The following is a 20,431-nucleotide window of genomic DNA, read 5'->3' on the forward strand; positions in this document are numbered from 1 at the left end:
AACAAGACCCGGATTTTCATAAATAGGACATAGAAATGTCGGAAGTTCAACCCCGGAATCGCGAAAAAAGACACCGGTGACATCAAGCAAAAATTTTAGAAGCGCGAGTAAATTTAAGTTTATTTACATTAAAGGCACACTTTATTTAAAAAATAACACTTTTACTTGCCTGGCCGATGTGATGGGGCCGCTTGAGCGACGGCCTCAAGGTTTCAGGTCAGATCGAAAACAGAAAACAGGTCGGTTTTTGCTTGCCAACTGGTTGGACCAATTCTTGACGGCAAGATGTGCAGGCTGAAAAAGCATCGCCGTGGCAATGAAAGACGCGCAGGTCCGTAAGCAAAAAAATCCGTCGAATGGACGGGGCGGTGCGAAAACGGACGCGGACGACGCAAAAAAACCCTTCGGGCAAAGGCCCGAAGGGTTTTGATTCGCACAGTAGCGCGGGAGGCTTATCGGGCCAGCCAGCCTCCATCTACGGGGATGACGGCGCCGTTGACGTAGTCGGACGCTGTAGAGGCGAGGAAGACGGCGGTTCCGCCCAGATCGGCGGGGGTTCCCCAGCGACCGGCGGGAATGCGGTCGAGGATGGCCTTTTCGCGCGCCTCGTCGGCGCGGATCTGGGCGGTGTTGTCGGTGGCCATATAGCCGGGGGCGATGGCGTTGATATTGACGCCCTTGTTCGCCCATTCATTGGCCAGAAGGCGCGTAATGCCCGCAATGCCGGACTTCGAGGCGGTGTAGGATGGCACGCGGATGCCGCCCTGGAAGGACAGCATGGAGGCGATGTTGATGATCTTGCCGGAGCCCTGTTCGATGAAGTGACGGCCTGCGGCCTGCGACATGAAGAAGGCGGACTTGATGTTGACGTTCATCACGTCGTCCCAGTCCTTTTCGGAGAAATCGACCGCGTCCTGACGACGGATCAGACCGGCGTTGTTGACAAGGATGTCGAGCCCGCCGAGGCCGTCGAGCGTCTCTTTCACGATGCGCTCGACCGGTTCGATGGTGATCAGATTGGCCTCGATGTTGAGGAAGCGACGGCCCAGCGCGCGGACCTTCTCGCCGGTCTCCTCAGCGGGAACGATACCCGCGGCGGCGATATCGGCGCCCGCTTCGGCCAGAGCCAGAGCGATGCCCTGACCGAGGCCGGTATTGGCGCCGGTGACGAGGGCGACCTTGCCCGAAAGATCGAAAGAAATAGCCATGAAGATGTCCCTTTTTCTTATCCGCGCGATCAGGCCAGTTGGCAGATGTCCAGCACGTTCATGTCGGTATAGTCGAGATTCTCGCCGCCCATCGCCCAGATAAAGGCGTAGTTGGAGGTGCCGCAGCCCATATGGATCGACCAGGGGGGCGAACAGACGGCTTCGTTATTCTGCATGACGATATGGCGAGCCTGATCGGGTTCGCCCATGAAATGGAAGACGCGATCATTCTCGCCGAGGCCGAAATAGAAATAGATCTCCGAGCGGCGGTCGTGCAGGTGCGGCGGCATGGTGTTCCACACCGAGCCGGGGGCCAAAATGGTCAGGCCCAGCAACAACTGGCAGGACTTGGCCGTCGAGGGCACGATATATTGGTAGATAACGCGCTGATTGGACTGCTCCAGCGAGCCGCGCTCCAGAGGTACGGCCTTGTCGATCGAGATCTTGACCGTCTCGTAAGCCGCGTGGGCGGGCGTCGAGGTGATATAGAACAGGGCCGGATTGGCCGCGTCGTCGGAGGCGAACAAAACCTCCTTCGTCCCCATCGGGATATAGAGGCCGTCCTTCTGCGCCAGATCATAGACCTCGCCATCGACGGTCACCTTGCCGGCGCCTGCGCCGACATTGATCACGCCCAGTTCGCGGCGTTCCAGAAACGGATGGCCCGCCGCCGAGGCCGGTTCGGTCTGGTCCGGCAGCTTGAGCGTACCCTTGACAGGAGCGGCGCCGCCGATGACGAAACGCTCGAAATGGGTGTAGTTCAAAACGACCGCGTCGGGCTCGAACAGGCCGCCGACCAGATATTTGTCGCGCAAATCCTGGTTGCTGACATTCTGCATCATGTCGGGATGGGTGGCGTGGTAGGTCTTCTTGTAAAGCGAGGTCTGGCACATGGCGCGAAATATCTCCGTCAGCGAGCGTGAGCCCTTTAATCAAAATGGCTCAGTTTCAATCTCTTTAGAGCAATGCGACTGACAAAGGAAAGGCCTTTGCGGTCAATATTTTTTGACAGCCTACAATTTGTAGGCCGCCTTGGGCAGGTTATAGGTCAGATCCTTGATCACCTCGGCGGCCTCGTCGAGTTCGAGACGATGCTCGGCCACCAGTCGGGCGAGAAAGTTGGCGTCGATGCGGCGCGCGACGTCGTGGCGCGCTGGTATCGACAAAAAGGCGCGCGTATCGTCATTGAAGCCGACCGTGTTGTAAAAGCCCGCCGTCTCGGTGACCTGTTCGCGGAAGCGCGTCATGCCTTCGGGGCTGTCGTGGAACCACCAGGACGGGCCAAGTTTGAGGATCGGATAGTGCCCGGCCAGCGGCGCCAGTTCGCGCGCATAGGCGGTCTCGTCCAGGGTGAACAGGATGACGGTCAGGTTTTTCTCATTGCCGAAGGCGTCGAGCAGCGGCTTCAGTTCCTCGACATAGCCGGTCTGCATCGGAATATCGCAGCCCTTATCGCGACCGAAGGCGTCGAAGACAGCCTTGTTATGGTTGCGCCAGGCGCCAGGGTGGATTTGCATGGTGAGGCCGTCATCGAGCGACATGCGCGCCATTTCGGTCAGCATCTGGGCGCGGAACAGTTCGGCGTCCTCCGGCGTCACGTCCGCTCGCAGCACACGCTTGAACAGGCTTTCGGCTTCGGCGCGCGACAGATTGGCGGTGCGCGCCGTCGGGTGGCCGTGGTCGGTTGAGGTCGCCCCCATGGTCATGAAAACGTCGCGACGCTTGCGGTGCGCGGCCAGGTAGCCGCTCCAGTCGCGCACGTCCTCGCCGGTCAGGTCAGCGAACAGATCGAGCTTGGCGTGGAAGTCCTCGTGCTCCGGGTCGATGACCGGATCGGGACGGTAGGCGGTGACGACGCGGCCTTTGAAAGTTCCATTTGGCCAGCCCGACGCCCTGATTTTCGCGTGATGCTCCAGCGTGTCGGTCGGGCCTTCGGTCGTGGCCAGCAGTTCGATATTGAACCGCTCGAACAGGGCGCGCGGCTTGTAGGCGTCAGACGCCAGAAGTTCGCCAATGCGGTCGAAGTAAAGATCGGCGGTGTCCTCGCCAAGCTGCACCTCAAAGCCCATGATTTTATTGAAAACGTAGGACATCCACATCGCGGTCGGCGTGCCGCGAAACAGGTGCTGGTTGGCCGCGAAGATGCGCCACGCGGCGCGCGGATCGGCGCTGGATGGACCTGCGCGCCCGCCGACGCCGACATCCTCCATCGCAACGCCCTGCGAATAGAGCATCCGGTAGATGTAATGGTCGGGCGCAAGGAACAGCTCGGTCGCATTGCCGAAGTTGTTATTGTCGGCGAACCACTGTGGATCGGTATGGCCATGCGGCGACAGGATCGGATAATCCTTCACCAGCGCGTAAAGCTCGCGCGCGATCCCGCGCTGCGACGGATCGGATGAAAACAGGCGGTCCTCGTGAACGAGGAGGGGCTTGGCCATGATGCAGTACCTGATAGATGAACGCTAAAACCGGGACGCCGACGCGTGTGTTCCACACGCTTTGAAGCTACGTTTCCTTCGCCCTAGGTAACCGGTGTCACATCTTTTGACAAGAGGCTGTCGAGAAAAACTCCGGTGGCGGTTTATGGCGCGAAGATCAGGCGGGAGCGGCGGTCGATCCGCGCACGATCAGGCTGGACTCCAGTTCGACCAGACGCTCATCCTCATCGCTTAACAGGCAATCGGCGGCGGAGCGGCCCATATCGGATATGGCCATACGCACTGTGGTCAGGGGCGGGGAAATCCACGAGGCGATCGGGCTGTCGTCAAAGCCAATCAGGCTGAGATCGCCGGGAATCTTGAGGCCGCGCTCCAGCGCGGCGCGATAGACGCCAGTGGCCATTTCGTCATTGGAGGCGAAGATGGCGGTCGGGCGTTCCGGCAGAGCCAGCAACTGACACGCGGCCTGATAACCGGAATCGAACGTATAGGCGCCTTCAAGCCTGTAGGCGCCGGGAAGCTCGATGCCCGCAGCCTTCAGGCCTTCAAAAAAGCCCGCCTTGCGCTCCACGGTCGACGCATAGCCCGCCGGACCGGAAATGAAGCCGATGCGCTTATGGCCAAGCGCAATCAGATGTTCGGCGGCGGCGCGGCAGCTTGGGCGATCTTTTGAGACGACCTGATGCCCTTCGGCCAGCGACGTGCCAGGATCGCCGGGGCGTGCGGTGATGCGCACAAACGGCGTCTCATATTCCTCCATCAGCGACAGAAGTTCGGCGTTTTCCGACAGGGGCGGCAGAATGATGGCCCCGAGCGGGCGCTGAACCTCGATGAAGTCGCGCAGGCCTTGCAGGAAGTCCGGGCTCTTGCGATCGCAGGGGTGGACGACCAGTTCGATGCCCGTGCCGCGCAGACGCTCCAGCACGCTGGCCTGCATGGTGACGATATATTGCGCATTGGGGTTATCGTAGATCATCGAGACGATAAACGATTTGCGGAAGGCCAGGCTGCGCGCTTGCGGCGTGGGTTTGAACTTGACGCGCTCTATCACGGCGTTGACGCGCTCGCGCGTGTCATCGCGCACATTGGGCGAATCGTTAATGACGCGCGAGACGGTTTTTTTCGACACCTTGGCCAACCGCGCGACATCATTGATGGTGGCGCGTTTGCGGCGTTGTTCAAATTCGGCGAAGGCGGCGTCGCTGAGGGTGGGCGCGCCCGGATCCGCGGCGGAGCGCAAGGGCGCGGCGATGGTCCGCAAGGGGCGGTGTCCCTTCATTAGGCGTCTTTCATCCCGTTGGCTTTATTGGCCGTTGGCTTCACTGGCTTTTGCGTCAGGCGCATAGCCCTATGTAACCTATGTTGATATCTTGTCACGCCGATTTGCGCCCGCTGATAAAAAGACGGCTTGCCAGACGGGGGCGATTGGATTTATGACACCGGTTACCATAGCTGGCGTCCGGCGTCGGCGCAAGTGTTCAGTTTTGACCTGACAGGGTGCGTAATATGTCTGCTATCTCCGTTGATTCCCGCGCAGGCGGCCATCTGGCCGTGCGCGTAGCCGCCGCCGATCAGGTCGCGGTCGCTTTGGAGGATTTGCAAAGCGGGCAGACGGTGCGCGTGGGCGGCTTCGACCTGGTCCTGCTTAATAATGTGCCCAAAGGGCATAAATTCGCGGTGATCCCGATCAGGTCTGGCGAGGCGGTCAACAAATATGGCTTCCGCATTGGGACCGCCAGCGCCGATATCCAGCCCGGCGAGCATGTGCATACGCATAATCTGAAGACCGCTCTGGAGGGGGTTGAGGATTATCGCTACGCGCCCGTAGCGCCTGCGCATGGCGAAGGCGCCCAGGGGACGTTTCAGGGCTATCGTCGCGACTGGGGGCGTTCCGGCGGCGCGGTCGGCATTCGCAATGAAATCTGGATTATCTGCACGGTCGGTTGCGTGGCGCGCACGGCGCAGAGACTGGCGAAAGAGGCCGATGCGCGTTTTAAGGGCCGCGTGGACGGCGTGCATGCCCTGACCCATCCGCTTGGCTGTTCGCAACTGGGGGACGATCTGTCGCATACCCGTGACGTACTGGCGGCCCTGGCGTCGCATCCGAACGCCGGGGCGGTGCTGATCGTCGGTCTGGGCTGCGAAAATAACCAGTTATCCGAACTGATCAAGGGCATAGACAGACCGCAGGAACGACTGGCCTATTTCGCCGCGCAATCGGTCGATGACGAGCTTGAGGCGGGCATGGCGGCGCTGGAAAAGCTGGTCGCGGCCATTGAAAATGACAAACGCGAGACGTGCGACGTGTCGGATCTGGTGATCGGCGTCAAATGCGGCGGATCGGACGCCTTTTCAGGCCTGACCGCCAATCCGGTGGTCGGGCGCATTGCCGACAAGGTCGCCTTTGCGGGCGGCAAGGCGATTTTGAGCGAAATTCCCGAAATTTTCGGCGCGGAACGTCTGCTGATGGCGCGCGCGAAGGATCGCGACACCTTCGAGGGCGTTGTTGCGGTGGTCAACGACTTCAAGAGCTATTTTCTCGACCACAAGCAGCCGGTGTCTGAAAATCCATCCCCAGGCAATAAGGCGGGCGGCATCACCACCCTGGAGGAAAAGTCGCTCGGCGCCGTGCAAAAAGGTGGCACAAGCCCCCTCAACGGCGTGCTGCGTTACGGCGAGCGCGTGCGTGAGGCAGGACTGAGCCTACTCGAAGCGCCGGGTAATGACGCGGTGTCTTCGACGGCGTTGACGGCGGCGGGGGCGGTGATTGTGCTGTTCACGACGGGACGCGGCACGCCGCTGGGCTTTCCGGCGCCGACGCTCAAGATCGCCTCGAACTCGGCCTTGGCGGCGCATAAGCCGCACTGGATCGACTTTGACGCCGGGATCGCCCTCGATCAGGGTATCGAAGGCGCCGCCGATGCGCTAATGACCACCATCCTCAGCGTCGCCAATGGCGCGCCGACACGCAATGAAATCAATGATGAGCGTGAAATCGCCATCTGGAAGAACGGAGTCACCCTGTGACGCAACTGAACCTTTCCGCCCTGTCGTCTCTGTCCGCCGCCGTGACTGGGCCGGCCTATGATCCGGCTGCTGTCGAGGTCGGGATCGTGCATTTCGGACCGGGGGCGTTTTTCCGCGCGCACCAGGCGGCCTATGTCGACGCGCTTCTGGCCAAGGATGCGCGTTGGGGCATTTGCGGCGTGTCGTTGCACTCGTCAGGGGTGCGCGATGCGCTTATCTCCCAGGACGGGCTCTATACGCTGGCCGTATTGGACGAAGAGATCAGCTACCGCGTGATCGGGGCCTTGCGCGAGGTTCTGGTGGCGCCGGAAGACCGCGAGGCGGTGTTCGAGCGCCTGACGCGGCCCGATGTGCGCGTGGTCACCTCGACCGTAACCGAAAAGGGTTATTGCCTGGCGGCCGATTTCACGCTCGATTTTTCCCACCCCGACATCGCGCACGATCTCGCCCATCCGCAGGCGCCGAAAAGCTTTGTCGGCTATGTGGTCGAGGGTTTGCGCCGCCGCAAACAGAACGGCCAGACGCCGTTCACCCTCATTCCGTGTGACAATCTGCCGGATAACGGCAAGCGTCTGAAGGCGGCGGTGGTCGCTCTGGCGGCGAAACAGGATGCGATGCTGGCCGACTGGATCGCGGCGCATCTGACCTGTCCTTGCACCATGGTGGACTCGATCACTCCGGCGACGGACGACGCCTTGCGGACACGGGTGAGCGAGGCGACGGGGCTTGACGACAATTGGCCAATCCAACGCGAAGCCTTCACGCAGTGGGTCATCGAAGCGCACGCTTGCGAAGGCGGCCCCGATTGGGCCGGCGTCGGCGTGACCTTGACGGATAATGTGCCGGCCTTCGAGCGCGCCAAACTGCGACTGCTCAACGGGCCGCACTCAAGCCTGGCCTATATCGGATCGCTCAAAGGGTATGAGACGGTTTACGACGCCATGCAGGACGCTGAACTGGCCGGGTTCGTGCGCACCCTGATGCTGGAGGACATCGCGCCGCTGCTTGAGGCGCCGGCCGGGATGGACCTGCCCGGCTATTGCGAAGCCATCCTCAAGCGTTTTCGCAATCCGGCCATCCGCCATCTGTTGTCGCAGATCGCCTGGGATGGGTCGCAGAAGCTGCCGATCCGCATCCTGGCCTCGCTGTCCGAAGCCTTGGCGCAAGGTCGCGACATCAGCCGGTTCTGCCTGCCGCTGGCGGCGTGGATGCGCTTTGTCATCGGCAAGACGCGCCGCAATGAGGCGATCACCGACCCCTTGGCGGGCAAGCTCAGCGATATTGCCCGCACCTGTGACGACAGCGCCGGGGATGTGACGAAATTCCTGACCCTGGGCGAGGTGTTCCCCGCCAGCCTCGTGGCGTCCGCCACGTTCCGCGCCGGGCTGGAAGCGGCCTATGATCAATGCCTGACATTCAACGCGGAGGCGGCGACGGCGTAAGCCGCGCCGTCTTTGGCGGCGCAGAAATGATACCGGTTACCTAAATATAATTCATATAAATACAGGGAGTTATGAAATGCTGAAATCCATCTCCATGCTGGCGCTTGTCGTCGCACTGGCCACGCCCGCCGCGGCGCAGGGCGTCGATCCGAACGATCATCTCAACCGTTCGACCTATGACGTGCTGGGCTGGGCCAGGGACACGAAGGGCGGCAAGGGCGGGAGGATCATTCGCGTCACCAACCTGAACAAGGACGGTCCCGGCTCGTTCCGCGCGGCGGTGGAAGCCAAGGGGCCGCGCATCATCGTGTTCGAGGTCGGCGGCGTGATCGACCTCGATTCCGATTCGATCAAGATCACCGAACCCTATGTCACCATTGCCGGTCAGACGGCGCCGTCGCCAGGCGTCACCTTCATCAAGGGTGAGTTCAACGTCGAGACGCACGACGTTATCATTCAGCATATCATGGTGCGCACCGGCGAGGCGGGCCACCCGAAAAAAAGCGGCTGGGAGGCGGACGGCCTGTCCACGCGGTCGGCCTATAATGTCATCGTCGATCACTGCTCGTTTTCATGGGCGACCGACGAGAACCTGTCGACCTCCGGCCCGCGCTTTGACGGCAAGGATGTAAACGAATGGCGCCAGAACACCTCGCACAACATCACCTACAGCCACGATCTGGTCTATGAGGGCCTGCGCAACTCGACCCACGGCAAGGGCGAGCATTCCAAGGGCGGGTTGATCCACGACAACAATACCGGCATTCTTCTGTACGCCAATCTCTACGCCTCGAACGAGGAGCGCAACGCCCTGTTCAAGGGCGGGGTCCACGCCGCCGAGATCAATACCATGATCTACAATCCAGGGCAGAAGGCGGTGCATTACAATCTGATCGGGCACGAATGGGAGACGCATCCATTTGAGACAGGCGTGATCACCTTGATCGGCGATGTTTATCGTCAGGGGCCGGATTCGCGCGCCGACCTTCCTTTGTTCACTCTGGGCGGCGATGGCGATGTCGATCTTTTCATGCAGGACAATATCGCGGTCGATATGTACGGCAATCCGTTGCCGATGACCGGAACCTATACGACCGGTTCGGCGAAGATCGTGGCGGCGAAAACGCCGTACCTGCCAGAAGACATCAAGATCATTCCGGCGAATAAGCTGGAGGACGAGATCTATGAATCCGTCGGCGCCCGCCCCTGGGATCGCGACGACGTTGACTTCAAGATACTGTCCGACGTCGCCGAAGGTCGCGGTGAGATCATCGATTCCGAGGCGCAGAACTATTACGGTTATCCGAAGTATAAACCGACCAGCCAGCCTTTCGTCGAGTCCGACTGGAACCTTTACGATATGAGCCCAAAGGCCGGCTGGGCGTCGCTCTATGCCCATTCCTATCCTAAACACTGACATCGTGAGCCTTTTCGCTCAAGATCAGATGTATGGCGCGCCTATTGCGCCCAAGGGGGCCTCTCCCTGGGGGCGCAATAGGCGTTCAGCATAAGTTTTTTATGCCCTCCCCGGTAAGTTGACGCCTCAACAGGGCGGGGTTGGTCGAGCCTCGCCGCTGGCGCCGCCGTATTGGCGGCGCGCATCGGGCTTACGATTCGGAGGCAAAAAACATGGATCTTGGCGCCTCTATGATGTCCCGCTGGCAGTGGCTGTTGACTCAGGTCGGCAAACGAATCTGGGTGCGGGCGGCGCTGTTCAGCCTTCTGGCCGTCGTCACTGCATTTCTCGGCGTCGCCTTCAGCCCTTACATATCGGACGATCTGCAAGCGCGGATCGGCGCCGACGCCGTCGATCATATTCTTGGCATTCTCGCCGCCAGCATGCTGTCGGTGACGACCTTCTCGCTTGGCATCATGGTCTCCGCCTATTCGACCGCGACGAACAATGTCACGCCCCGCGCGACCCAATTGATCATGCAGGACGCGACGACCCAGAACGTCCTGTCGACCTTCATTGGCTCGTTCTTGTATAGCCTGGTCAGCATCATCGTCCTGAGCACCGGCGCCTATGGCGACCACGGTCGCGTCATTCTCTTTGCGGTGACCATCGCCGTCATCATTCTGATCATCGTCACCCTGTTGCGCTGGATTGATCACCTGTCGCATCTTGGGCACGTCACCGAAACGACGGCGCAAGTCGAACATGCGGTCCTCGCCGCCATGCGGCGCTGGAAAACGCATGGCTGCTCCAGCCACAAACAGACGCCGCCGCCAGCGGGTCAGGCGACATGCATTTTTGGCGCGAGGATCGGCTATGTCCAGCATATCGACGTCAAGACGCTGGCCAAACTGGCCAAAAGCGCATCAGCGCCGATTTATGTCGCGGTCCTGCCGGGGGCTTTTGTGACACCCGCCGAGCCGCTAGCCTGGATGTCGACGCCTGTTTCAGACAAGGAGGCCGATCAGATTAGGGCGTGCTTCGCCATCGAAGATACGCGCTCTTTCGACCAAGATCCGCGCTTTGGCGTCTCGGTGCTGGCGGAAATCGCCTCGCGCGCCTTGTCGCCCGGCGTCAACGATGCTGGCACGGCGATAGATGTTATTGGCAGGGCCATACGTATTTTTCGCCGCCTGGGCCGACTCCGCAGAGGACGGCAGAGGGGATCTTACGCAAGATGTGGTCTTGCCTGAACTCTGTGACGGCGACCTGTTTGACGATATATTTATCCCGATCGCCCGCGATGGCGCGGGTGTGGTGGAAATTGGCATCCGGCTGCAGAAGGCCTATCGCGCCCTCGGTCAAATGCAGGCGGGGCGCTTTGTTCGCGAGGCGGCGCGGCACGCCGGTATGACTCTGACCCGCGCCGAGGCGGCGCTTGCCATCGAGGAAGACAGGGCGAGGATTCGCGAATTGGCGAGGCAGACTCTGGCGATTCAGGCAGAGCGCTGAGGCGAACAGGTCGTCGCCCTGGGCTCTTTGGCGTGTATGCGGTCGTCGCTCTGGCGGAATACTTTTCTTGAGCGTGACGTCTGCAGATATCGCCCTGATCGAGTCTTGGCGCGTCAAAATGACGCATATTGCGACACATGTTTGGCGCGCGTCTATAGTGTTAAAGCGACGTTTAACCTTGGAAAAACGTGTGACTGAACCTGAAATGCAACCCGTTATTAACGATGTGTTCTTAATTTTATCTCGCTTAGCGCGGGGATTGCATAATGACACAACAGGTAAGGAAGCCGGTGGCGGCGACTCAAAGACTATCCGGTCGCGATTTGGAAGCCTTCATAACGCCAGTTGGACTGGCTGCGGCGGAAACCCGTCAGGTATGGTCCGCTCTGGAGCCGGCCATGCCGGATATTCTGCGCGCATTCTACGACGCGATTGCAAAGACGCCCCAGGTCAGCGCCAAGCTGGGCGACCGCGCGCATGAAGACAGGTTAAAATCGGCGCAGCTCAACCATTGGCGTTATATCTTCAATCACGATCTGGACATCGAGACTGAAGGTCAGGCCATCAAGATCGGCGAGGCTCATCTGCGCGTCGGCCTTGACACGGTTTGGATGATCGCGGCTTTCGGTCGGTTGATCAATGAGGCCATTCCGGTCGTCACCGCACGGCATCGCTTCAGCCGGACGAAGATGAACGCAGCCCTGCAAGCCATGGTTTCGCGCTTCTTCGTCGATCTGGCCTTATCGCAGTCGGGATTCGAGCAGGCCCATATCCGGCACAAGCTGACCAGCGAATCGGAGGCGTCAAACTTTCGCAGTCTGCAAAACGTCGCCACTTCGGTTAGCGACATCAACCAGATCGCTGTCAATATGGCGGTTCTGGCGCGCAATACGCGTCAGGCGACCAATGGGGGGCAGGGAATATCTGCGGCGGCCGCGCAACTGGTCAGCTCAATCGAACAGATCGCAACCAATAGCGATGGCGCGGCGCGTGAAGCGGAGGCGACCAACGACGCCGCCATGCAGGGCTTGAGCGCCATGTCGGCGGTGTCGCAGGCGATCACTCACATCGCGCAGACTTCCGAAGAAGCCGCGCGCAGCCTGGCCGAACTCAACAGCGCGTCAGAACAGATCAGCGAATTCCTGGCGGTGATCGAATCAATCGCCAGCCAGACCAATCTTCTGGCGCTCAACGCAACGATCGAGGCGGCTCGCGCCGGCGAATCCGGGCGCGGCTTTGCGGTCGTGGCCTCGGAAGTGAAATCCCTGGCCAGTCAGACGGCGAAGGCGACGGAGGATATTTCGCGTCGCATTGCCGCCCTGCGCGAAGGCATGACAACGATCCAGACGGCGATGACCAGCGCGCGCGATGCGGTTACGCAGGGACAGGGCGCGATCGACGGCGCCAATCACCTTATCCAATCGGTTGGCGATCAGGTGTCCACGGTGTCGGCGAGAATGCAGGAAATTACCGGCATCCTGCAGCAACAGAAGGCCGCCAGCGCCGAGATCGCCGCCAGCACGGCGGCGGTCGCCGGCATCGCCAATGAGAACGAACGGCGTTTGATGGCGGTCAGCGATACGCTGCAAATGAGCAATGATAAGTTTTCCGATAACGCCAAGACATGGTTTCAGGCTGACTCGGCGCGGTCCCTGTGCCAGATGGCTAAGATCGACCACGTTCTGTTCAAGAAGAAGGTGGTCGACACCTTGCTGGGCCGCGTCAACTGGCGGGCGGACGAGGTGCCGGATCATCATCACTGCCGACTTGGCAAATGGTATGACGCCATCACCAATGAGGACATTCGTCGCCATCCGGCCTTCAAAGCGCTGGAGGCGCCCCATCTGAATGTACACGCAGCGGCGAAGGCTACGCTGAGCGCCCACGCCGCGGGCGACTATGAAGGCGCCTTCAAAGCGGTCATGGATATGGATCTGGCCAGCCAGCGCGTTCTGCAAAGCCTCGATGCGCTTGCCTCCGCTCTGTCCGATGAGCTGGCCGACGCCGACAAGCGGCGCGAGGCGCGTCAGAACGTCGAGGGCGTCGCAGATCTGCGCGGCGGCGACGCGACGCGTCAGGTGCGTATCGTGAACAGATCGAACGGCGGCCTCGGCGCTGAAGGCATACAGAAGGAGGATGTCGGCCGCACTCTTGGCGTGGTGATTGATGGTGCGGAGCGTCTGGGCGAAGCGGTCTGGTCGGACGGCGCGCGCGGCGGCATCCGCTTTCTGACCGGCTGAGGCGTCACGGGTGCGCGTCCTAGCGGCGGCGGGCGCCAGGAACAAAGCCTGCTGAGGCTGCGGGCGGAGCGCAGTTGCGCGCCTGGCCTACGCCTTTTAAAAAGGCGCGCCGAAGCTGACCGGCGGTAATGGCGGCGTCGACTATCTTCTGATGACGTTCGGCGCCGGAGAGCTTGCGCACCCAACCGCGGAATGGAACAAGGCTGGTGGTCGCCGAACGCACCGTATCGACCGTGACATCGCCTGCCGTCTCGCGCGTCTTGTCGTCGGGCGTCACAGGCGGCGCGGGAAGGGCGTCGATATCATCTCCCAGTATGTCGGTGAGCCGGGCGATTTCGCTCGCCAGAGCCGGGCAGGTCTTAAGCCCATCGAGACGATAGGGATGCGCCACGGCGTCGCTTAGTATAGGCGGAATGGTCTGATCGCGCAGGTTAAGATCGTCCATGGGCGCCGTAACCGCCGCGCCGATCGTCTTGTCCTTCTGTCGCGCCGCCCAGTCGGCGTCCTTATCCTGACTGGATGGTGGTTTTGTCGGCGCAGGCACAAAATCCTGGGCGCGCACAGCGGTTGCGCCAAGAGTAAGCGCGAAAATGGCGAGACTGAAAGCCCTGTTGCGGGTCATGGCGCGGGCCCGGCGGGCTCCTGGCTGCCCTCCAGCACGGTCAGGTTCTCGCCGCTTGTGTCAGGCGTCAGGCTGGCGGAGGTGATCAGCAGGGTCGCGCCTGGGGTCAGTTCGGGGCGAACCGCCTGCAGAAAGGCGGGCGGGACATGGACGCGGCCATGGGCGTCGGTGGGAACCGCCTGACCCGCCAGATCGCTGTGACCTGGGACGTCAACATAAACCCAGACGCCAACGCCCTTGTCGATCCGGCTCAAGGTCAGGACGCGGGTTTCGTCGCTGTCTTTTGGGATTTCGGCGTTGGCGCGGCCGATGACGACGCCGTTGCGCAGGACCGTGACCTGCTGGTCGGCGCGCGACAGGATGATGGTCAGCGGACCTTTTGGCGACAGGTCGGGATACCAGAAGGCGTCGGCGCCTTGCGGTATCTCATGTACGCCGGGCGTAAAGGCGTCGGGCGTTAACAGGTCGCCGGGCGCGGCGAGGGCGGGTTGTCCGGCGGCGCCGGCGATGATCACCGTCGCGCCCAGGCTCGTGACCTTGAAAAGCGCCTGCGCGAACGCATAGGGCAAATGGATGCAGCCGTGGCTTTCCGGGTAGCCGGGCAGGCCGCCCGCATGCAGCGCCACCCCGCTCCAGGTCAGGCGCTGCGTAAAGGGCATGGCGGCGTTGTCGTACTTGTTGGAATGGTGATCAATGTCCTTTTGCAGGATGGTGAACACTCCGGTGGGCGTGTCATAGCCGGGCTTTCCGGTGGACACGGTTGTAACGCCGATGCGCACGCCGTTACGGTAGACGCTGGCCAGTTGCCGCGACAGGTCGATATAGATCAGCAAAGGCCCTGAGGGCGCGATCTGCGGCGCCCATACCCATTGGCCGGGCTTCAGCGCATCGGCGCGCTGCGCCAGTTCGATGGCCGAACTGACCTTGGCGCCCTGCGCGTGCGCGCAGATAGGCGCCATGACGATAGACAGGCTGATGGCGAGCCGGGCGATGGCATGAAGGTTTCGACGCACAGTCTCCCCCATCTTCCGCGTCAGGTCTTTACAGCGACCAGCAGACGTCCCGGACCTAAGAGATCCATGACGTCGGCAAGGTCGCGTTCGGAGACGGCGAAACAACCCTGCGAGCGGCCTAGCTGTCCCTTGGCGGCCATGTCGGCGCTGACATACCAGGCGCTGTGGATGACAATGGCGCGCGACAAGGCGTTGGAATTATCGCCGTCAAGGCCGATCAGGCGACGCGACAGACCGTGCTGACCGGTGTAGGTCTCCCCCGTCAGATAGGCGCCGCGCGAGGTCGCCTCCGAGCCCGGCGCGTTGGAAAAGCTTTGCAGCCAGCCAGTATGGGCGGGATCGGAGCCCTTGCCATGCGCGACCAGAAAATTTCGCGCCCGTCCACTTGCAAGTTCGAGAATGTGGAAGCGGGCTTTCGTTGCGTTCAGCGAAAAATCGGCAATGGCGATGCGGTCTTTAAAAGTGATGGCGTCCGCGTGCCGGTCCAGCGCCTTGCGCGCAAGGCTCAAAGCTGCGGGCGAGGGCCCTATTGGAGACGCGTCCGCCCGCGGGCTTTGCGCATGTGCGCTCTTCGCCAGGCCGCAGGCCGCCGCAAGGCCCGCGCCGCTAAAAAGGATGCTACGTCGATTGATCATAGGTATCTTCACGCCAGTTGCCCGCCGTCGCCCGTCATAAGATAGGCGCACTCATGCAAAAACGCCATAAGCGCGGGCCAAAACACGAGGTCTGCATCGAAATATCGCGCCTTACGAGCCAGGCTAAGGGTTGATCTTATAAAGTCGCGCAAAGCCCGCGTCGCGCACCAGCCGCGTGCCGGGTATGGCCGGGACCTTGCCTTGGTCTGCGTTGAGCAGAAGGATAAAATCAAAATTCTGGCGCCAGTGCGGCAGATAGGCGGCGGCCAGGACATGGTCGTGCAGGAGGTCGTCCGGCGTCGCCAGAAGGCCGCCGCTCGCCTCGTTATTGGCGCTGAACGGCGCAAGCACCTTCAGAGGCTGCTTACCGGCTTCTGCGAATATGGTCGGCGTGTAGTCCTGCCTTCGCATCACGGCAAGCGCATCCAGATGCGTCCAGGTCGGGCTCACATCCCCCACCCAGCGACCGAGAGGCGCCGCGTCGTCATTATCCGGAGCGATCGCCAGCGGCATTAGCCGCACCCCTATTGGCGCTGCGTCCAGCGCAATCTGCACGGCCTGCGCGTCAGATTGGCGCGCTCGCCAGACAACCAAGAGCCAGGTCGAGCGCCCGGCAAGGACAAGAAGCGCCAAAGCGGGCAGAGCTGCGCGAAGGCGTGGGTTTAGGTCAAGTCGCGGGAAGACCGCGATGGGCAGGATGAAGAGGGACATTGTCCATAGCCGGACGTCAACCATGCTGGTGTCTCCGACGCCCTGAGGGCAAACAACGCCGAAGGCGAAGAGGGCGAGACCGGTCACGGCAAGGCCCATGTGCACGCTTAGCCGCCGTGCAAAACCAGCTATAAGGACGGGTAGCCACAGCAGCGCGACAAACAGGAGATCAACGCTGAGCGCATAACTGCGCAAGGGGCCGACAAACGCCTCGAAAATGTGGTCTGGGCTCAACTGACTGGGCCATGGATCATACCAGTAGAATTTCGGCCAGGTCAGATCAGCGCTATCGCCCTGGCCAAACAGAAGAATGCGCGACCCAAGCAGGCCCAACGCGATCACGAACGGCGCAATGAGGAGGCCAAGGTTCAGAGCGCTCGTCTTCCAGGCGCCATGACGATAGAGCGCGCTAAAATCCCTCACATCAGCGCTAAGAAAGGCGCCCAGTCGCAGAACTGCGTAAAACAGGGCGCCGAAAGGGTGGATGAGCAGCAAGGTCAGCGCCTGGACGGTCTGTCTGCAAATGCGCCAGCGCAGCGACTGGACGAGCTCCAGGTCGAGCCAAAGACATATCATGGCAGCGCCATAGGCCAGACTAAGACTCATAAAACCGGTCAGGAGCGTTAAGGGCCAGGCGATGAGACCGCACAAGATTTGCCAAAACGACCATCGTCCATAGAGGTTTCGCGAGACAAGCGCCGCGCCGAGCGGCGGCAGGAGAGCTGAGAGGATCAGGATGACATGACCGGCGATCGAGGCGGAGGTCATGCGCGCAATCGCTACAGCCGCGACGTCCATGAGGATATTGCTCGCCGTGCGCAGCCAGTCTGTCGCGTAGAAGCCAGAAAGCGGCGCATGACGATCGCCGCCGCTCAGAAGCCAGAATCGCGTCAGGTGATCAGGATAATCAACCAACGGCGGCAGGCTTGTGATCAAGGCCGGTAAGGCAAGGATCAGGAGGGCGGTTAGTCCGGTGAGAACAAAGCGCGGACGAGCGTTGCGAAGGCGTGCGAACATGCCGTGTGATGACGCAAAAAGCGGCTATGATCAAGACGGCCAGGAGGGGCGAGGCGTTTGCCAGCCAAGAGGCGAGGTCGCCCGCCCCGTCCGATCAGCCAGAGCCGGTGAGCCGGGCCAGTGCGGCCTGATAGTTAGCGATCTGATTGGTCAGATAGGTTGGGACCGCGCCGCTCGTATTGCCGCTGGTTTTGCTGCTGGACGCCTGCGGGTCGCCGTAGCGCAGATAGGTGTAGATCTTGTGGACATTGCCGATGGTGGTTTTTAACGAGGCGAGCGCGCTGGCGATATTGGCCGAAGAATTCAGGTTCAGCGACGAGTTAAAGTCGAGTCCCATCAGTTTCTGGGATTTTGTGTAATTGGACGATGACGAATTCATCGTGGCGTCGGCGGCGTTGCTGACGAGGCCGGCTGACAGGCCAAGACCTGCAAGCGCGTCCTGACCGGCCGGTCCGGACAGGAACTCCATCTGACTGGAGCCGTTGGCCGGTTTGATGGTGAGCTGATCTTCCTCCTTGCCCAGAACCTTGGTCACAGTCACGTTCAGATTGTAGCTGGAGGCTCTCTGGATCTTTTGGGACAGGGTGGCCATGGTCTCATTGGCGTCGATCGTGATGGTCTTTTTCACGCCGGTTGACGGGTCGATCATGTAAAACTGATCACCCGCGCGGACGCTGGAATTGGCGGTAATCAGGTTGGTGTCGGTTTGCAGCACGCTGCCCTGCGGCAGGCCCAGGCGGTCCAGAACGCTGGAGCCGCCGCTTGCGACCGCAATCGAGGTGGCCGCGACCTTGCCATCCGTACCGGAATTGCGCGCCTGCGACAAAACCTGGCCGGTGGCGACGTCGAGTTCGGCCAGATAGCCGTCCTGCGATCCGATCTTGGTTGTGCCGGCGATGTCGCCATTGGTCTGGCCCGCGATCCAGGCCTTGCCGTTGGAAAAGGCGACCTGGGCGTTCTGTTCGTTACCGGCGCCGCCATAATAGGCGACCGTGTCGGATGCGGTGCTCGACAGATTTGCGCTCACTGAGAGCGCAAATGCGTCGTAACCGCCCGAAGCGGCCTTGGTGACATTGGCGGTTGCGCCGATCAGGCTGGCGTTTGAGGTCGAACCGCCCAGATAGACCTGGCCGTTATAGACTGAAATCCCGCTGATATTGCCGCCGCCTATGCCCCCCAGATCGCGCGAACCGGTTTGCACGGGCGCGCCGGACGACAGGTCGTAGCTGGTCAGAACGATCTGGTTGTTCTGCAAGGCGGCGACATACATGTTCGAGCCGTCCATCGCGATCTGGGCGGTGGAATCGCTGTTGGCCGTGCCCGTTTGCTGAACGAAGGTTTTCTGACCCGTGGCGGAAAATCCGACCACATAGGCGTCGTTGCCGCCTGCGGCGCTCGCGCCGGATCCGGGCATGACGCTGGCCGTCTTGCCGCCAACATAGACGGCGTCGTTGCTGCCGAAGGCGATTGTCGTCGGCTGGTCGCTGGCGCTTGCGGTCAGACGTTGCGTCCAGTTTTCCGTGCCGTCGGCGTTGAAGACGGTGACGAAGGTGTCAGGCGTGGACGGATCCGATCCGCTCAGCGGCGCCGTGGAGTTAGCGACGCCGGTGGCCACGGGCAGGCCGTACTGGTTAAGCGTTGTGGACGGGTTGTCGATATTAAGCGCCCCGGTGACCGTGCCCGTGATCGCCACCTTGCCGTCATTGGAGACGGCCAGGGCATAGCCGGACGCTGTGTCGGAGGCGCCCAGCATGCGCGTATAGACCAGATTTCCAGCGGAATCGTACTTCATCAGGGCCACGTCCTGGGATCCCTTGATGCTCTGATCGCTCGTGGTTCCGTTGACATTGGCCAGGACATAGAGCGATCCGTCGCTGCCGGCGGCGGTCGCGACGGCGTCCTGGACGGTGTTGGTCGACTGCGTCGTCCCCTTGTTCACGTCGGCGAGCGTCGCTGGAAGCTGGGTTTGGACCGACTCGCCCGCCACCCAGTAGGTGTCGCCGACCTGGGACTTGGCCGGCGCCAGGGCGGAGCCGGTTGCGTTGTCCGTCGTCTGGAATTTGAGCAACTGGGACGTGACGTCGGTCTCGGGCGAGGTCGAGCTTGTCGACGATGTCGAACTGGTGGAGGTCGACGAGCTTGAAGAGGTTGATGAGGTCGATGACGACGTGCTGGTTGGCGTCTTGGTCGGATCGCCGGTCGTCTGCGTCACATAGACCGAATCTGCGCTTGAGGCGGCGCTAAAGCTTAATTGTTCGTAGGAAACGCCGTTGATCTTGAGGCCGTAAGAGGTCTGGCCCTGCGACAGGGTCTTGGTGACGCCGTTAAAGGTCGTGGTGATCGGATCAGAGGTGGTCGAGTTAACGGCGAAGCGCGTGCTGAGCCCGGCCGCCTTGAGCTGATCGTTGATGTAGCTGACCACATTGGGCATGGAGCGCGTCGTTGCGCCCATATCGGCCAGATTGATATTGACCGCGATCGGGGTCTTCGTGCCGGTCTTCTGGGCCGTAATGGTGAACTGCACGTTGCCCGCGAAGGCTGAGACAGGGCTGTTCAGAGAGGCGGTGGAGATATTTTGCGCGACATAGGTCGAATTCGTGCGCGCCGTGCCGACAGTATTTTGCAGATCGCTGGTCAGAACGCCCGATGTCAATTGCACGTGGTTATAATTGGTCCCGGATATATAGCTCTGAACTTCCGTCAGCCCCTGGGTGAAGCGGCGTTGATAGGCGGCGAGCTGATTCGGCGAGACGTTCTTGGCCTGGGCCGCAGTGGCGATCTGCTGAAGGGCGTCGAGGCCCTGATAGAGGGCGAACAGCTTTGTGTAGTCCGGATCGGCGTTCAAGACGTCAGAGGTCACGCGGCTGGTCTTGATGAAGGCCTGACCCTGCATAACGTCGTTTAAAAGCGTCGTGTCCTGAGCGGCGGCGTCGCTGGCGTTCCACGGCGCGCTCGGGCCCGTATCGGTTCCTGTCGGAGAGTTTGATTTTGTCGGGCCGGTGGGCGAACTTGAGCTGCCGCTAGTCGAACCGGACGTCGATCCGGTGATGCCCGCCTTGGCGTTGAAATAGTCGGTCAGCAGGGTTGTGTCCATACCCGAGCTGCCCGAGGACGCGCCAAAAAGCGACAGTGCTACAGAAGCGTTGTTGATGTTCATGGCGGCCAGC

General features: G+C 61.2%; 15 protein-coding genes. 6 read left to right on the forward strand and 9 right to left on the reverse strand.

All coding sequences use genetic code 11. The annotated features are described in order from the left end of the window. Positions 1-452 precede the first annotated feature (452 nt). From kduD to ACTHLA_RS00605, 4 genes are all read right to left on the reverse strand, one after another. On the reverse strand, positions 453-1,208 hold the full coding sequence (gene kduD / locus ACTHLA_RS00590) for a 2-dehydro-3-deoxy-D-gluconate 5-dehydrogenase KduD (protein ID WP_440184077.1): 756 nt from the start codon (positions 1,206-1,208) through the stop codon (positions 453-455). 29 nt (positions 1,209-1,237) lie between these two features. Further along, positions 1,238-2,101, reverse strand: coding sequence for a 5-dehydro-4-deoxy-D-glucuronate isomerase (gene kduI, locus ACTHLA_RS00595; protein ID WP_440184080.1), 864 nt, complete (start codon positions 2,099-2,101; stop codon positions 1,238-1,240). Positions 2,102-2,221: 120 nt separating this feature from the next. Continuing rightward, positions 2,222-3,649 (reverse strand): glucuronate isomerase, encoded by a 1,428-nt coding sequence (gene uxaC, locus ACTHLA_RS00600; RefSeq protein ID WP_440184083.1) that lies wholly within the window; start codon positions 3,647-3,649, stop codon positions 2,222-2,224. 157 nt (positions 3,650-3,806) lie between these two features. After that, complete coding sequence (locus ACTHLA_RS00605) at positions 3,807-4,928, reverse strand: LacI family DNA-binding transcriptional regulator (RefSeq protein ID WP_440184085.1); 1,122 nt, start codon at positions 4,926-4,928, stop codon at positions 3,807-3,809. Between the two features lie 227 nt (positions 4,929-5,155). On the opposite strand from ACTHLA_RS00605, the gene ACTHLA_RS00610 reads away from it, so the two are divergent. The 6 genes from ACTHLA_RS00610 (at position 5,156) to ACTHLA_RS00635 (ending at position 13,266) form a co-directional block, all read left to right on the forward strand. Continuing rightward, positions 5,156-6,676, forward strand: coding sequence for a UxaA family hydrolase (locus ACTHLA_RS00610; RefSeq protein WP_440184088.1), 1,521 nt, complete (start codon positions 5,156-5,158; stop codon positions 6,674-6,676). Beyond that, on the forward strand, positions 6,673-8,118 hold the full coding sequence (locus ACTHLA_RS00615) for a mannitol dehydrogenase family protein (RefSeq protein ID WP_440184091.1): 1,446 nt from the start codon (positions 6,673-6,675) through the stop codon (positions 8,116-8,118). Before ACTHLA_RS00610 ends, ACTHLA_RS00615 begins: the two co-directional genes overlap by 4 nt. 76 nt (positions 8,119-8,194) lie before the next feature. Next, a complete protein-coding gene (locus ACTHLA_RS00620; RefSeq protein WP_440184093.1) occupies positions 8,195-9,535 on the forward strand; it encodes a pectate lyase family protein in 1,341 nt (446 codons plus the stop codon). Positions 9,536-9,765: 230 nt separating this feature from the next. Continuing rightward, on the forward strand, positions 9,766-10,767 hold the full coding sequence (locus ACTHLA_RS00625; protein WP_440184096.1) for a DUF2254 domain-containing protein: 1,002 nt from the start codon (positions 9,766-9,768) through the stop codon (positions 10,765-10,767). Next, on the forward strand, positions 10,760-11,026 hold the full coding sequence (locus ACTHLA_RS00630; RefSeq protein ID WP_440184099.1) for a hypothetical protein: 267 nt from the start codon (positions 10,760-10,762) through the stop codon (positions 11,024-11,026). The genes ACTHLA_RS00625 and ACTHLA_RS00630 overlap by 8 nt, the downstream gene beginning before the upstream one ends. Positions 11,027-11,292: 266 nt before the next feature. Continuing rightward, a complete protein-coding gene (locus tag ACTHLA_RS00635; RefSeq protein ID WP_440184101.1) occupies positions 11,293-13,266 on the forward strand; it encodes a methyl-accepting chemotaxis protein in 1,974 nt (657 codons plus the stop codon). Between the two features lie 19 nt (positions 13,267-13,285). Here the strand turns inward: ACTHLA_RS00635 and ACTHLA_RS00640 are convergent, their stop codons facing one another. The 5 genes from ACTHLA_RS00640 to ACTHLA_RS00660 all read right to left on the reverse strand — a co-directional run bounded on the left by ACTHLA_RS00640 (position 13,286) and on the right by ACTHLA_RS00660 (position 20,358). Continuing rightward, positions 13,286-13,888: a hypothetical protein gene (locus ACTHLA_RS00640; RefSeq protein WP_440184104.1), complete on the reverse strand. Its 603-nt coding sequence runs from the start codon at positions 13,886-13,888 to the stop codon at positions 13,286-13,288. Further along, positions 13,885-14,901, reverse strand: coding sequence for a L,D-transpeptidase family protein (locus tag ACTHLA_RS00645; protein WP_440184107.1), 1,017 nt, complete (start codon positions 14,899-14,901; stop codon positions 13,885-13,887). The genes ACTHLA_RS00640 and ACTHLA_RS00645 overlap by 4 nt, the downstream gene beginning before the upstream one ends. A 20-nt stretch (positions 14,902-14,921) precedes the next feature. Continuing rightward, entirely contained in the window at positions 14,922-15,410 is a 489-nt protein-coding gene (locus ACTHLA_RS00650) for a murein L,D-transpeptidase catalytic domain family protein (RefSeq protein WP_440184109.1), read from the reverse strand. A 249-nt stretch (positions 15,411-15,659) separates the two neighbouring features. Beyond that, positions 15,660-17,162 carry a hypothetical protein gene (locus tag ACTHLA_RS00655; RefSeq protein ID WP_440184112.1) on the reverse strand — a complete coding sequence of 501 codons (1,503 nt, stop codon included), beginning with the start codon at positions 17,160-17,162 and terminating at the stop codon, positions 15,660-15,662. 196 nt (positions 17,163-17,358) lie between these two features. After that, positions 17,359-20,358 (reverse strand): beta strand repeat-containing protein, encoded by a 3,000-nt coding sequence (locus tag ACTHLA_RS00660; protein ID WP_440184115.1) that lies wholly within the window; start codon positions 20,356-20,358, stop codon positions 17,359-17,361. Positions 20,359-20,431: the final 73 nt, after the last annotated feature.

This window comes from Asticcacaulis sp. (genome assembly GCF_051956075.1).
In the GTDB taxonomy this organism is placed as follows: domain Bacteria; phylum Pseudomonadota; class Alphaproteobacteria; order Caulobacterales; family Caulobacteraceae; genus Asticcacaulis.

Coding starts and splice junctions, on each gene's coding strand:
- uxaC (WP_440184083.1), bottom strand. CDS start 3,649: ATGGCCAAGCCCCTCCTCGTTCACGAGGACCGCCTGTTTTCATCCGAT.
- ACTHLA_RS00625 (WP_440184096.1), top strand. CDS start 9,766: ATGATGTCCCGCTGGCAGTGGCTGTTGACTCAGGTCGGCAAACGAATC.
- ACTHLA_RS00610 (WP_440184088.1), top strand. CDS start 5,156: ATGTCTGCTATCTCCGTTGATTCCCGCGCAGGCGGCCATCTGGCCGTG.
- kduD (WP_440184077.1), bottom strand. CDS start 1,208: ATGGCTATTTCTTTCGATCTTTCGGGCAAGGTCGCCCTCGTCACCGGC.
- ACTHLA_RS00620 (WP_440184093.1), top strand. CDS start 8,195: ATGCTGAAATCCATCTCCATGCTGGCGCTTGTCGTCGCACTGGCCACG.
- ACTHLA_RS00660 (WP_440184115.1), bottom strand. CDS start 20,358: ATGGACACAACCCTGCTGACCGACTATTTCAACGCCAAGGCGGGCATC.
- ACTHLA_RS00605 (WP_440184085.1), bottom strand. CDS start 4,928: ATGAAGGGACACCGCCCCTTGCGGACCATCGCCGCGCCCTTGCGCTCC.
- kduI (WP_440184080.1), bottom strand. CDS start 2,101: ATGTGCCAGACCTCGCTTTACAAGAAGACCTACCACGCCACCCATCCC.
- ACTHLA_RS00640 (WP_440184104.1), bottom strand. CDS start 13,888: ATGACCCGCAACAGGGCTTTCAGTCTCGCCATTTTCGCGCTTACTCTT.
- ACTHLA_RS00635 (WP_440184101.1), top strand. CDS start 11,293: ATGACACAACAGGTAAGGAAGCCGGTGGCGGCGACTCAAAGACTATCC.